Genomic DNA, 14,103 nt, shown 5'->3' on the forward strand with positions numbered 1-14,103 from the left:
TATGCTACCAACCCAAATATACGTAACATAACGCATAGATAGGTGCTGTTGCGGTTAAACTGTCAATACGGTCAAGTACCCCACCGTGCCCTGGCAATATGGTACCACTGTCTTTTACACCCGCTTGACGTTTAAACATACTTTCATTTAAATCACCCAAGACAGAAATAGTGGTAATTAAAATCGTTACGGGTATTACAACGCGATACTGCGCTATAGACCAATCAATAATATAACCGGCAACTGCCACCATAACACAGGCAAAAATAACCCCGCCTAAGAAACCTTCTAAGGTTTTACCTGGGCTGACATTAGGTAACAGTTTGCGCTTGCCAATAGACTTGCCGACAAAGTAAGCACCAACGTCAGCACTCCACACCATGAGAAGCAGGAACATCAACAATTGCGCGCCATGGTAACTGTCTACTTGATAATCGCTACTTCTAAGCACCATAAAAGCCAACCACGTAGGAATTAACGTTAAACAGCCAAAAATTCCGCGCACCGAGCGATGACTTGACCAAAATGCGCTATAGCGTGGGTATAAAAAGGTTAAGCCTGCAGACAACAACCACCAAGCAACAGCTAACCATAACACTATATTGGCTTGTTCAAGTAAAAGCTTTGGCGCATGCCACAATTGCTCAAGCGGTAAAAAATGCCATAATGTTGCTATTAATATACTGGTGATCGCCACAAAAGCTAATCGGCGACGCTTGTTGGCAAAACCCATTAAGGGTCCCCATTCCCAAGCACCAATAGCCATAACAACTAGCATTACTGCTGCAAAGTTAATTAGAGATAAATAAAAAATCGCCCAAATCGCAGCGGGTGCGAGTATTAATGCAGTTATAATGCGTTGTTTTAACAAACGATATTCCTTAAATTGTGTTATAGCAACTTGATTAATGACCGGTTAATTTTTACTGGTTAAAATGAAAAAACACGGCGTTATAAAACTTATAAGTAGAATAACTACTGACTAAATTTTATGCCTGGTATTTATCCATTTTTCCTCATTAAAAAGTAGATCATTTGGTTAATCAAATTGTTATTAAGTATTTTTAGTTTTTATTAGTTACTTGTTCACCCGTTTGACCAAAACGTCGTTCTCGTTGGTCAAACACAGTAATCGCTTTTATAAACTCTTTTTCATTGAAGTCTGGCCATAAGACATCGGTAAAATATAACTCTGCATAGGCTGCTTGCCAAAGCAAAAAATTACTTATGCGATAATCGCCACCTGTTCTGATCAATAAATCTAATTCAGGTAACTGCGCCAAACTTGTTTGTTCGTGCAGTGCGGCTTCGGTAATCTCATCAGCGGTGATTTCTTGACGTGCTACTTTTTCTGCCAATTTTTTTGCTGCGTGAGTGATATCCCAACGACCGCCATAGTTAGCGGCGATTGATAATACCATACCAGTATTTTCAGCCGTTAAAGCTTCTGAGTCTTGGATCATTTTCTGCAATTTGCTGGAAAACTTACTCAAGTCACCAATCACATTAAATTTAATACCATTTTTATGCAATCGTTTAACTTCTCGAGTTAACACAAACATAAACAGATCCATCAAAACGCCAACTTCACTTTCGGGCCGTTGCCAGTTTTCGCTACTAAAGGCGAATAAGGTCAACGCTTTAACACCACTTTTTGCTGCCGTAGCGACTGAAGATCTCACTGACTCAACACCAGACTTATGCCCTGCTGCGCGTTTTTTCCCTCTTAACTGCGCCCAACGGCCATTACCATCCATAATAATAGCAATATGCTGAGGTATTTTTGCCTCTACTGCTAGCAAGGGGTTAATTTGGTTATCTGTTTTACTCACATACTCTCCATAGTAAGCTTAACGCTGAGTATTAAATTGGTCTATGCAAAAACGCCGTAGTCATTATCTACGGCGTTATGGATTAAGCAATGAAAATTTTAAATTTCCATTAATTCCTTCTCTTTAACGGTCAAAATATCATCAACTTGTTTAATAAACGTGTCAGTAATTTTTTGTATGTCATCTTCCGCTTGATGCATTTCGTCTTCACTGACTTCTTTTTCTTTATTCAATGATTTAATGTCAGTATTTGCATCACGACGGATATTACGTACCGCAACTTTACCGCCTTCTGCCTCAGCACGAACGACTTTAACTAAGTCTTTACGTCGCTCCTCGGTTAGCGCCGGTAAAGGAATACGAATTAACGTACCTTGTGATGACGGGTTAAGCCCTAAGTCAGACTTTAAAATGGCTTTTTCAACTGCACCAATCATACCTTTGTCAAATACGGTAATAGCTAGAGTACGTGCGTCTGGCACAGCGATATTACCCACTTGGTTAAGCGGTGTGTCCATACCGTAATATGAGACAACAATATTATCGAGTAATGAACGATGTGCTCGCCCAGTACGTACTTTGTTCAAACTAATTTTTAATGACTCGATACTTTTCGCCATTCTTTCTTGAGCGTCTTGTTTTATTTCGTTTATCACTATTTTATTCCTGCACTAATTAATTTAAATTTTTGGCGTGATCTATCGTTGTACCTTCATCACCACCCATAATGACGGACTTTAATGCGCCAGGTTTATTCATATTAAACACACGTAGCGTCATACTGTGATCACGCGCTAGCGTAAAAGCAGCTAAATCCATCACTTGTAATTCTTTTTCTAAAACGTCTTGATAGGTTAAATGGCTATATAAGGTTGCATCTGGATTGGCCACAGGATCTTCTGAGTAAATGCCGTCAACCTTGGTCGCTTTTAACACCACGTCCGCTTCAATTTCAATACCACGTAAACACGCTGCTGAATCAGTGGTAAAAAATGGGTTGCCTGTGCCAGCACTAAAAATAACTACACGGCCAGATTTTAATAAGCTAATAGCTTCAGCCCAATTATAGCGGTCACAAACACCAGCTAAATCGATTGCTGACATTAAACGCGTATTAACAAAAGCACGATGTAAAGCGTCACGCATGGCTAAGCCATTCATCACGGTTGCCAACATGCCCATTTGGTCACCCACAACACGATTCATGCCGGCTTCAGCCAGGCCTTTACCACGGAACAGATTACCACCGCCAATAACTAAGCCAACCTGAATGCCCATTTCGATTAATTCTTTTATTTCTTGTGCCATGCGATCCAATACTTTCGGATCTATGCCAAAACCTTCTTCGCCCATTAGGGCTTCACCACTAAGTTTTAAAAGAATTCGACGATACATTGGTTTGGGGTTGATGCTCATGTAATAAACATTCCTTAAGAATTTTTAAATTAAAATAGACTAGGTCTGATCGACCGCGACTATTTTAATACGTTTAGCCACGGTTCGAAAGTCAAATATGAAAAAAGTCTACCCTAGAAGCTATTTATCGTTTTTCACTGATAAAATAGTATGATATTTGAACAATAACTACACATTATCCAAAGTAGCTGACTTATTGTCGCCTGGATTACCTGCAAAATTTTGCCATAAAAAAAGCGCCAATTGGCGCTTTTTCAAGAAATTTGCTTTAACTCATATCAATTCACCAAGGTGAATTAAGCTTTAGCCGCAGCGATTTGTGCTTCAACTTCAGCAGCGAAATCTTCTTGTTTCTTCTCAATACCTTCACCAACTTCTAAACGAACAAAGTTAGCAACTGAAATGCCTTTCTCTTTTAAGATAACGCCGACAGTTTTCTTAGGTTCCATGATGAAAGGTTGACCGGTTAAAGATACTTCACCAGTGAATTTTTTCATACGACCAATAATTATTTTTTCAAGCAATTCTACAGGCTTTTTCTTGTTTTCTTCAAGCTTGTCATTTTCAATTTTTAAGATATCTAATTGAATCGCTTTTTCTTTTTCAACAACATCAGCAGGAACATCTTCAGGATTGATGTAATCAGGCTTGCTTGCAGCAACGTGCATAGCGATGTGCTTAAGTGCTTCTGCATCACCTTCACCAGCAACAACAACACCGATAGTAGCGCCGTGACTGTATGTCGCTAATGTAGTACCTTCAATGTATTCTACGCGACGAACATTGATGTTTTCACCAATTTTTGTCACTAGCGTAATGCGCTTTTCTTCGAATTGAGCTTGTAACTCTTCGATAGTTGCTTTAGCAGCAAGAGCGGCATCAGCAACTTCATTAGCAAAAGCTAGGAAGTTATTATCTTTTGCTACGAAATCAGTTTGGCAGTTAACTTCAACTAAAGCAGCAATGCCACCTTCAGTTTTAATTAAGATTGTACCTTCAGCAGCGATATTACCCGCTTTTTTAGCCGCTTTCGCTTGGCCAGACTTACGCATATTTTCAATCGCAAGTTCCATATCGCCGTTAGCTTCTTGTAAAGCTTTTTTACAATCCATCATGCCCGCAGCTGTGCGCTGACGTAATTCTTTAACTTGTGCAGCAGTAATTGTCATGAAATTTTCCTCAATATAAAAAGTTATCAGTAATTACCACAACAACCAAAATTGTTGTGGTAATAACAGCATAAAACGTTACTTAAAACTGGATTTATTCAGTTTCAACAAAACCGTCTTTTTCAGCTTGTACTGCGATGTTTTGCTCGCGACCTGAAAGTACAGCGTTAGCTGCAGAATCTAAGTATAAGGTCACAGCGCGAATCGCATCATCGTTACCTGGAACGATGTAGTCAACGCCATCTGGATTTGAGTTTGTATCAACAACAGAAATTACTGGAATGCCTAAGTTGTTAGCTTCTTTAATAGAAATGTGCTCATGATCCGCATCAATAATAAATAAAACATCAGGTAAACCACCCATGTTTTTGATACCACCAAGGCTTTTCTCAAGTTTTTCCATTTCACGAGTACGCATTAAAGCTTCTTTTTTAGTAAGTGCTTCAAATGTACCGTCAGAACTTTGAGCTTCAAGATCTTTTAAACGTTTGATTGATTGACGTACTGTTTTCCAGTTAGTCAACATACCACCTAACCAACGGTGATTTACGTAAAATTGATCACATTTTATCGCTGCATCTTTTATAGCATCGCTTGCTGCGCGTTTAGTACCAACAAATAAAACTTTACCTTTCTTCGAAGAAACATTGCTTAATACAGCAAGAGCGTCGTTGAACATTGGTACAGTTTGTTCAAGGTTGATGATATGAACTTTATCACGAGCACCAAAAATGTATGATTTCATTTTTGGGTTCCAATAACGGGTTTTGTGACCGAAATGAACACCTGCTTTAAGCATATCGCGCATAGAAACGTTTGGCATGTTTTTTCCTTTGTGGGGTTAAGCGTTCATACATCCAATATACACGACCCTTATTGCGTTTTACTTATTGTAAATTCGCTGAGCACCCCGGTATATCTTTGCTAGATGTATGTGAGTTTAGTTTTAATGTACTGAATTTTTTCAATACCCTTTTTAGTGCTAAATATATTTGAAAAAATCAGCGAAGATTTAGACAAGCATCATCGACGACTCAGACAAACAATTTAACGGCGCACTTTATAACATATTCAAGAGCAATTAACTAGTTTTTAACTTGAAATTAAGCTTAATAATATTTTATTTTACTAAGGGCTAGGATCTTTAATAGCAGCAAGTTAAAATTAGGCCACTTTTTTATCAGGCTCGTTAACTTATGTCATTGAACACACCAAATGCAGAACTTTTTTATATTTATGATAGTCATTGTCCTTGGAGCTATGCCTCTGCAGTATTAGTTGAAAAAGTGTTAAGTGCTTTTCCAAACATTACGCTTAGAGCTATGCACATAGGTTATTACGATGGCGACAACAAAGTGTCAGCCACTACCCTTGCTGATGTAGGCGAATTTAGTCAAGTAGTGTTTGGTGCTAACTACCTTGATACACTCAATTACACAAAAGACTCAACTTTAGCCGCTAACTTAATGGCCTGGGTGCAAAACAAATCAGCAAAGTCTGCCTTTGAATTGTTGAAGAAATTGCAGCATGCACATTTTGTTTTGGGTAATGAATTAACTGACCAAGAAAGCGTTAGTGAAATTATTGACGAGCTCAAACTGTCACCACCAGCAAAGTGCCTGCAATCTAACAAGCTAACCAAAGATGCTGAATTTGCTATTCATGACATTATAGAAATTCAGGAAATTATTGGCACACAAGCCATTCCAGCGATGTTATTGGCATGCAATGAGAGTTTGGTATTGTTAAATCACAACCTTTATTTAGAGAATCCTGAAGCCATAATAGAAGCAGTTAACATTGAATTAGAGAATTTATCTTAATGCTAAGTAATGACAACTTTGCGTTGTCATTACTCTTTTTTAAAGGACATTACCCTATAAAAATAGCTCAAGAGAAATAGCTCAATAAACATCGTTTAATAAACAGAAAAAAGAGAGTCGAAATTATTTTTAACTGCTGCACGATGCTTTTTTCATCGTTAATATTTACACGCTATACCCAGCAAACATCTGCTATTTGTTATTTAACTATTCACTCTAGCGTTTTACGATTGGGAAAAAGTAACAAAAGCAGGTAAAATCACCAATAATTATTATTTACCTACGACTAACTGTATTGCGATACAGTTTACTAACATACAATAAGTAGCTAATTAATTTATCCTAATCACATTATTTACAGAGTCACGTTTGAGGTTTTATGACAATAACGATTAAAGATCAGCAAGAAATTCAAAAAATGAAAATTGCGGGAAAACTTGCTTCAGATGTATTGGAAATGATCGAACCTCACGTACAGGCTGGTGTAACAACCGATCAGCTTAATACCTTATGTGCTGAATTTACTGACAAAGTACAAAATGCCATTTCGGCACCTTTAAATTACCATCATTTTCCAAAGTCCATTTGTACTTCGGTTAACCACGTGGTTTGCCACGGCATTCCCAATGACACGCCTTTAGTTGATGGCGATATTATCAACATTGATATTACTGTGATAAAAGATGGCTACCACGGTGACACCAGTAAAATGTTTTTAATTGGCGAAACTTCTGCTGAAGATAATCGTCTTTGTCGTATTACCCAAGAAGCACTTTATATCGGCATTAAAAAAGTTAAGCCTGGCAATAGCTTTGGTGAAATAGGCACAGCTATTCAAAAATTCATCAAAAAATCGGGGCGTTATTCGATAGTCAAAGAATATTGTGGCCATGGTATAGGCACGGAATTCCATGAAGAACCACAAATTGTTCATTATAAAAATAATGACAACGAAAAGATGCAAGAAGGCATGTGCTTTACCATCGAACCTATGATCAATTTAGGTCGTGCTAATACCTTGCTCGACAAAGAAGATAAATGGACGGTATATACCTTAGATGGTAAAAAATCAGCACAATGGGAACACACCCTTTTAGTGACCAAAACGGGTTGCGAAATATTAACCTTACGCAAAGATGACACCATTGCCCGAATATTACATAATTAAATCGTTAAATGGTTAAATGGTTAAATGGTTAAATGGTTAATAACTCAGTAACCATTAGTAATATTATAAATTAAAAGCTAATGGCAATATTAATAAAAAATATGAGAGCTAAATATGAGAGCTAATTGTTGAATACATCATCATTAATTCCAGATAAGTACATTGAGGCTCTCTCCGTTAGTGCCCCTTCATTAAATAGTTCACAAATATGTTTACTGAGTAATGAATTTCTTCAGTGGCAAAAAGAGCAGTTTCCCATAAGTGAAGTTACCTCGCTTGTTGCTGCTAGGGCCTTTTATGTTGATCTGATTTTAACCAAACTTTGGTGTCAGCACCATTTGGATGAATTTCAAATCAGTTTGGTTGCTGTTGGCGGTTATGGTCGCAAAGAGCTTCATCCCTATTCAGATGTTGATATTTTATTAATTACCCAAAATGTCGTAGCCGATGACTTAGCCGAAAAAATATCCGCTTTTATTACCCAACTTTGGGATGTAAAACTGGATATAGGCCATAGCGTTCGCAACATAAAAGAATGTCTAAATCAAGCAATTGACGATGTTACCATCGCGACAAACTTGATGGAATTGCGACAAATTTGCGGTAATAATGCCTTAGTGTCTCAATTACAACCCTTGTTGATTGAAGACATCTTTTGGACCTCTGAAAAGTTTTTTCTTGCCAAGCGTAATGAACAGTATCAACGTCATCAACAATACCATGGCGCATCTTATACCCTCGAACCTAACTTGAAAGCTAACCCTGGTGGTTTACGCGACATTCAAACTATTGGCTGGGTCGCCAAACGTCATTTTATGGCAGATACGCTTGAGCAATTGATTGACCATAACTACCTCACCACTAATGAATTTTTTGAACTGCTTGAGTGTCAAGATTATTTATGGCGCATGCGCTGTGCATTGCACTTTATCGCTGGACGTAATGAAAACCGCTTACTGTTTGACTACCAGGCTGATGTTGCTGAGTTAATGGGTTTTGGCGATGGTGGCAAGCTTGCTATCGAACGGATGATGAAACGATTTTTCCGTATTATATCGCGTGTTTCAGAGTTAAATAGAATGCTATTGCAGCATTTTGAATACGCGATATTAAACGAAAAAAAACACAGTAAGAAAATAGTGCTTAATGATGACTTTGTCATTATTGATGGTCAAATCAAGGTCTGTGATAAACGAGTTTTTACCCGTTCAACCATGATCATGGAAATGTTTTTACTGATTGCCCAACATAAAGAGATTACTGACTTACATCCAGAGACTTTACGCTTAATGCGTAATGCGCGCCGGCGATTAGTATCAGGTATGATTGACTATGCTCGCTGCCGGGAAATCTTTATCGCCTTAATTAAACACCCTCGTGGTTTAGGCCTAGCGTTTACACTTATGCACCGCCATTCTATTATTGGTGCTTACTTACCGCTATGGCGAAATATAGTTGGCCAAATGCAGTTTGATTTATTTCATGCCTATTCTGTCGACGAGCACAGTTATCGTTTATTAAAAAACTTGTACCGTTTTAGCCAAGTAAAACATAATAATGAATACCCTTTGTGCAGCAAAATTGTTCAACGTGTTCGTAAACCTGAGCTATTATATCTTGCCGGTATATTTCATGATATTGCTAAAGGTCGTGGTGGTGATCATGCAAAACTTGGCGCGATTGACGCGTTAAATTTTGCTAAAATCCATAAATTAGGTGATCACGACGGTCGAATGATCGCTTGGCTAGTAGAAAAACATTTATTAATGTCAGTTACCGCTCAGCGCAGAGATATTTCTGACCCTGAAGTCATTAAAACTTTTGGCACGATTGTACGAGACGAAGCTCACTTAGACTACTTATACTGTTTAACTGTCGCTGACATGCGTGCCACCAACGAAAGTTTATGGAATAGTTGGAAAGCTAATCTACTGGAAGATTTATATTATAGTACTAAACGAGCCTTTAGACGTGGTCTTGAAAAGCCAGTTGATTTAAGAGCAAAAATTAGAGAAAATCAACAACAAGCTATTGAAATTTTAAAAGTAGAATCACTTGATCAAGAGCGCTTAAAACAATTATGGAAAGAGTTTAAAGCCGACTACTTTTTACGTTATTCTCCTGAACAAATTGCTTGGCACTCTAAGCATATTTTGTCGCACAACAAAGTTAAGCCCTTGGTCATTATTAGTCCAAAACCTTATCGTGGTGGCACAGAAGTATTTGTTTATACAAAGGATAAACCTAATATATTTTTCAATATTGTTTCATTACTTGGCGCAAAAAAACTGTCCATACATGATGCAAAAATAACTACTAATAAGTCTGGCTTCACTGCTAACACCTTTGTGGTCTTAGATAACCGTAATAAAGCCATTAATGATAGTGCTAGAGCCCTGACCATAGCGCGTTCGTTAAGCGTTAAATTAGCGTCAAAAGAAATCCGTATCAAGCCTAAGCCTTTAGCGAAACGCTTTCGCCAATTTAAAGTACCAACACATGTCAGTTTTATCGACGGTACAGCAAAAAACCGGACGATATTAGATATAGTGGCTTTAGATCATCCCGGTTTATTGGCTAATATTGCTACTATTTTTCAAAAATGTAACATACAAATACATTCAGCTAAAATCACCACATTCGGCGAAAAAGCTGAGGATGTTTTTACCATTTCAAATAATGACAATAAAATACTAACCACAGAGCAAAAAAACGTATTAGAAGCGATGCTTTGCGCTGATAGTCACCGATAAACTTTAGCAAATTAATCTTAGGAATTTTTGATGTTAGCATTACAAACAATTATTGAACAAGCGTTTGAAGAGCGTATGAACATTACGCCTGCCACTGTCTCTACTGAAGTAAAACAAGCGGTATTAGATGCATTAGCGGCATTAAACAATGGCTCAGCGCGCGTTGCAGAAAAAATTGCGGGTGAATGGGTTGTACACCAGTGGCTTAAAAAAGCTGTGTTACTCTCATTTAGAATTTGGGATAACGAAGTTATCGACGGCGCAGAAAGCACATTTTTCGATAAAGTGCCGATGAAATATACTGATTATAGCCATGCCGATTTTGTTGCTGATGGTGTCAGAGTTGTACCGGGTGCGTCAGTGCGTACCGGTAGTTTTATTGGTAAAAATGTTGTGGTAATGCCAAGTTTCGTTAACATTGGTGCCTATGTAGATGAAGGCTGTATGGTAGACGCTTGGGCAACGGTTGGCTCTTGTGCACAAATTGGTAAAAACGTGCATCTATCAGGTGGCGTTGGCATTGGCGGCGTACTTGAACCGCTACAAGCCGGACCAACCATCATTGAAGACAATTGCTTTATTGGCGCTCGTTCAGAAATTGTTGAAGGCGTTGTGGTTGAAGAAGGTGCCGTAATTTCAATGGGCGTTTATATCGGTCAAAGTACGCGTATTTATGACCGAGAAACTGGTGAAGTGCATTACGGTCGAGTACCAGCAGGTTCAGTTGTTGTGCCAGGTAACCTTCCCTCTAAATGTGGTACCTATAGCTTATATGCAGCGATAATCGTTAAAAAAGTTGATGCAAAAACACGTGCTAAAGTAGGTATTAATGCCCTACTTCGCTCGGTATCTGAAGAGTAATTTTCTGCTTTAACTGTTAACCTTAACTTGTGTAGTGTTGTTAAGTACACTGCACAAGTTTAATTAAAACATTATACCTCTTAAATAAAACCCTGTTTGTTAACACCTTGCTTCTCATCTAGATTGACTAAATAAATTTTCTAAATATCTGCTCATCACCATGCTCAGCACCATAAACCCAATGCTTAAAAAGCGCTTTAAATCAAAAGTTCATCAACAAGTCAAAGCACTATAATATTAAGCGAGAAGGTCAAATAATCTAACTTAGTCAAATTTATAATTGCTCTAAGCTTTGCCGCTATAACGCTTACCACTATCACCTTTGCAATCATCAAGCTAAGTACACTTTATTATCAAAAAAAACATTATAATTTACTGCTACAAATAGAGATAAAAACGCCATTAAGTAACCTATCTATTAAACTGCTCTCTGTTAATGCCTAGCGGCTTGTAGGCAGTTAATCAGCCTAATTAGCGGTAGACAAAAAATAATAGATTTTTGCTGGTGCTAATTAGATAAAGATTGTTTTTTTAATGGTGAGAATACAAGCATATGTTAAACTAGAAAAAATTTATAGCGAACACTTGTTATACCCCCGTTATAACAGAGTTTTATTGTCAAATCGCCGTAACAGCAAAGTCTACAGAAAACTTACCCATAGGAACTCTTTGATGAGATTTTTCACCACCCTTTCTATCCGATCTAAACTAGTGATTGCCATGTTAATGGCCGTCGTAATATCTACTAGCATCGTCGGATTTGTCGGTCACTCAAAAGCTAAAGAGCTACTTATTTCTCGACTGCAGCATTCCGACTTACCTAACCTTTTGCTGCGCGTTCGCAATGCTGTGGATGGAGAGATTTCAGAAATGAAAGTGCTGACAAAATCCATTGCAACAAACCCCTTTTTGCTTGATTGGATAAAGTCTGGTGCAAGTGCAGACAATGACGCTAACGTTATAAAAATGTTAGATAAAATAGCTAAAGATAACAACTTGAGTAATGCATCCTTTGCCGATCGTAAAACAGCTAAATATTGGAACCAAGATGGTTTTCTTCGTGTACTTAAAGATGACAATATTGACGGTTGGTTTTTTGCGTTCACCAATGGAAACAAAGAAGAGTCCGCAAGTACCTACGAATACCCTAATGGTAATGTCGATGTGTTTATCAACTATCAGCAGCTGAACGGAAGAGGTATATCCGGATTGTCAAAGTCATTTAATGACATGGTGAGTTATTTAAATAGCTTTAAAATTGAAGAGTCTGGCTTTGTTTATCTTGTGAATGATTCAGGGTTAGTGAAAATTCATAAAGATAAGGAAAAAAGTGACAAAACAAAACTCACTGATCTTTACAGTAATATAAACGCTCAAATTCTTTTATCCCAAAAAGAATTTGCCTTCCAAGAAACCGAAAATTTAATTATTGCGACTAGCTATATCTCAAGCCTTGGCTGGTATGTGGTTGCAGAAGTTCCAAAAGCTGAGCTTTACTTAGCATTGAACGAATCTCGAAATTATATGCTTATATGGTTTGGTATTATTGTTGTTGTGTTTATCTTTATCAGTATCATCTTAGCAAAAAGTTTAACCAAACCTATTAACGATCTTGCACGAGTATTCAGTGAATTAGGTGATGGAGAAGGCGATCTTAGTTACCGACTAAGTGAAAGCGGTAGTGATGAGGTATCGCGTTTAGCTCATGGTTTTAATACCTTTATCAATAAAATACATGCTGTGGTTAATGATGTGTCCACCACATCGAAAAGTGTTCGCCAAGCCGCTATTAAAGTTTCTCAAGATGCAGAACAATCAAGATTAGATGCCGAAAGTCAGCGTGATATTGCAACGCAAGTTGCAACAGCCATTAGTCAAATGGGTTCAACCATCAGCGAAATTGCCGAAAATGCCGCCCATGCAGCAGACTCGACAAATGAAGCAACAACTCAAGCTAAGCATGCGCAAATTGTTGTTAAAGATTCCACTGAAAATATTGACCAGATGGCTCAGAAGATGGAGTCAGTATCGACTACCATTGCGTCGTTAGCCGATAAGAGCAATGCAATTGGTAGTGTTCTCGATGTTATTCGTGGCATTTCAGAGCAAACAAACTTGCTGGCCTTAAATGCCGCTATTGAGGCAGCTCGAGCTGGCGAACAGGGTCGTGGTTTTGCTGTTGTCGCTGATGAAGTACGCAACTTGGCGAAGCGCACCAGCGAGGCAACAGATGAAATTAATAAGATGATCAACCTGTTACAGACGGAATCTAAGCGAGCGGTAGAGGGTATAAGAGAAAGTAAAGAGACTGCCGAAATTGGGGTGACTGATGCTCAGCAAACCACAGAAGCACTCAATGAAATTGTTGCAAATATTCAACAAATTTCAGATTTAAACACTCAGGTCGCCACGGCAACAGAAGAGCAAGCCGCGGTCGTTGGTGAAATTAATACTCATGTGCATGCGATTAGTGATAGTACAGAAAATAGTGCACAAATATCAACCCGCATAGCCTCTTCAAGTGAATCGTTAACCGCAATGGCAATGAACTTAGATAGCTTAGTAGAACGATTTAAAATATAAAAAAAAGTTTTAGCAAGTGCTAATAGCAACATCTAAGCAGTTGTAGAAGCTAAATAAAAATCGACACAAACATCCCATGCAAGCCCATTTATGCCGTTGGGCATAAATGGGCTTTTGTGAATAAAGATAGAAAAATTTGGCAATAAGCTTTATTGATTAAAAAAGCATCAAAAATATTCCACATAAAGTTGCAGCCTGGCTTCTTAATACGCAAGAGTGGAAGAAAAAATTTGAAATTTTTTGTATAGGTAAAGTCGACTGTACACCCTTTAGTTGACTTAAGCAGGTCGAAAGTCAATTTGATAATCATTGGCATAGTCACCGTTCCAAAAATTTATTTTGAGACTAATATCATGATTGAAAAATCAAATATAGTTGTAGAACGAACATAATTTATCTGACTGCTGCAAACATTACTGCCGGTGACGACTCCTATCTGAACATTCACTTTTACCACTTTGCTGACATTGTGTCACACATCCATAACGACAACTTTGA

At 38.0% G+C, this 14,103-nt stretch carries 11 protein-coding genes; 5 read left to right on the forward strand and 6 right to left on the reverse strand.

The window, feature by feature from the left end; translation table 11 throughout:
• Positions 1-4: 4 nt before the first annotated feature.
• From H4J41_RS13220 to rpsB, 6 genes are all read right to left on the reverse strand, one after another.
• Positions 5-871 (reverse strand): phosphatidate cytidylyltransferase, encoded by an 867-nt coding sequence (locus H4J41_RS13220; RefSeq protein ID WP_182137642.1) that lies wholly within the window; start codon positions 869-871, stop codon positions 5-7.
• A 193-nt stretch (positions 872-1,064) separates the two neighbouring features.
• Positions 1,065-1,832: an isoprenyl transferase gene (locus H4J41_RS13225; protein WP_182137641.1), complete on the reverse strand. Its 768-nt coding sequence runs from the start codon at positions 1,830-1,832 to the stop codon at positions 1,065-1,067.
• A gap of 98 nt (positions 1,833-1,930) precedes the next feature.
• Positions 1,931-2,488 (reverse strand): ribosome recycling factor, encoded by a 558-nt coding sequence (gene frr, locus H4J41_RS13230; RefSeq protein ID WP_182137640.1) that lies wholly within the window; start codon positions 2,486-2,488, stop codon positions 1,931-1,933.
• Between the two features lie 19 nt (positions 2,489-2,507).
• Positions 2,508-3,248 (reverse strand): UMP kinase, encoded by a 741-nt coding sequence (pyrH, locus tag H4J41_RS13235; RefSeq protein ID WP_182137639.1) that lies wholly within the window; start codon positions 3,246-3,248, stop codon positions 2,508-2,510.
• A 296-nt stretch (positions 3,249-3,544) separates the two neighbouring features.
• Positions 3,545-4,417 carry a translation elongation factor Ts gene (gene tsf / locus H4J41_RS13240; protein WP_182137638.1) on the reverse strand — a complete coding sequence of 291 codons (873 nt, stop codon included), beginning with the start codon at positions 4,415-4,417 and terminating at the stop codon, positions 3,545-3,547.
• Between the two features lie 94 nt (positions 4,418-4,511).
• Positions 4,512-5,240: a 30S ribosomal protein S2 gene (gene rpsB, locus H4J41_RS13245; protein ID WP_182137637.1), complete on the reverse strand. Its 729-nt coding sequence runs from the start codon at positions 5,238-5,240 to the stop codon at positions 4,512-4,514.
• A gap of 373 nt (positions 5,241-5,613) precedes the next feature.
• Between rpsB and H4J41_RS13250 the strand changes: the two genes are divergently transcribed.
• The 5 genes from H4J41_RS13250 (at position 5,614) to H4J41_RS13270 (ending at position 13,605) form a co-directional block, all read left to right on the forward strand.
• Complete coding sequence (locus H4J41_RS13250) at positions 5,614-6,240, forward strand: hypothetical protein (RefSeq protein WP_182137636.1); 627 nt, start codon at positions 5,614-5,616, stop codon at positions 6,238-6,240.
• 379 nt (positions 6,241-6,619) lie between these two features.
• Entirely contained in the window at positions 6,620-7,408 is a 789-nt protein-coding gene (gene map, locus H4J41_RS13255) for a type I methionyl aminopeptidase (RefSeq protein WP_182137635.1), read from the forward strand.
• Between the two features lie 128 nt (positions 7,409-7,536).
• The gene (glnD, locus tag H4J41_RS13260) at positions 7,537-10,161 is read left to right on the forward strand and encodes a [protein-PII] uridylyltransferase (RefSeq protein WP_259363351.1); all 2,625 of its coding nucleotides are present in this window, start codon (positions 7,537-7,539) and stop codon (positions 10,159-10,161) included.
• A 30-nt stretch (positions 10,162-10,191) separates the two neighbouring features.
• Complete coding sequence (gene dapD / locus H4J41_RS13265) at positions 10,192-11,022, forward strand: 2,3,4,5-tetrahydropyridine-2,6-dicarboxylate N-succinyltransferase (RefSeq protein WP_182137633.1); 831 nt, start codon at positions 10,192-10,194, stop codon at positions 11,020-11,022.
• A 672-nt stretch (positions 11,023-11,694) separates the two neighbouring features.
• The gene (locus H4J41_RS13270; RefSeq protein ID WP_182137632.1) at positions 11,695-13,605 is read left to right on the forward strand and encodes a methyl-accepting chemotaxis protein; all 1,911 of its coding nucleotides are present in this window, start codon (positions 11,695-11,697) and stop codon (positions 13,603-13,605) included.
• Positions 13,606-14,103 lie beyond the last annotated feature (498 nt).

Source organism: Colwellia sp. MB3u-45 (assembly GCF_014077005.1).
Lineage (GTDB): Bacteria > Pseudomonadota > Gammaproteobacteria > Enterobacterales > Alteromonadaceae > Cognaticolwellia.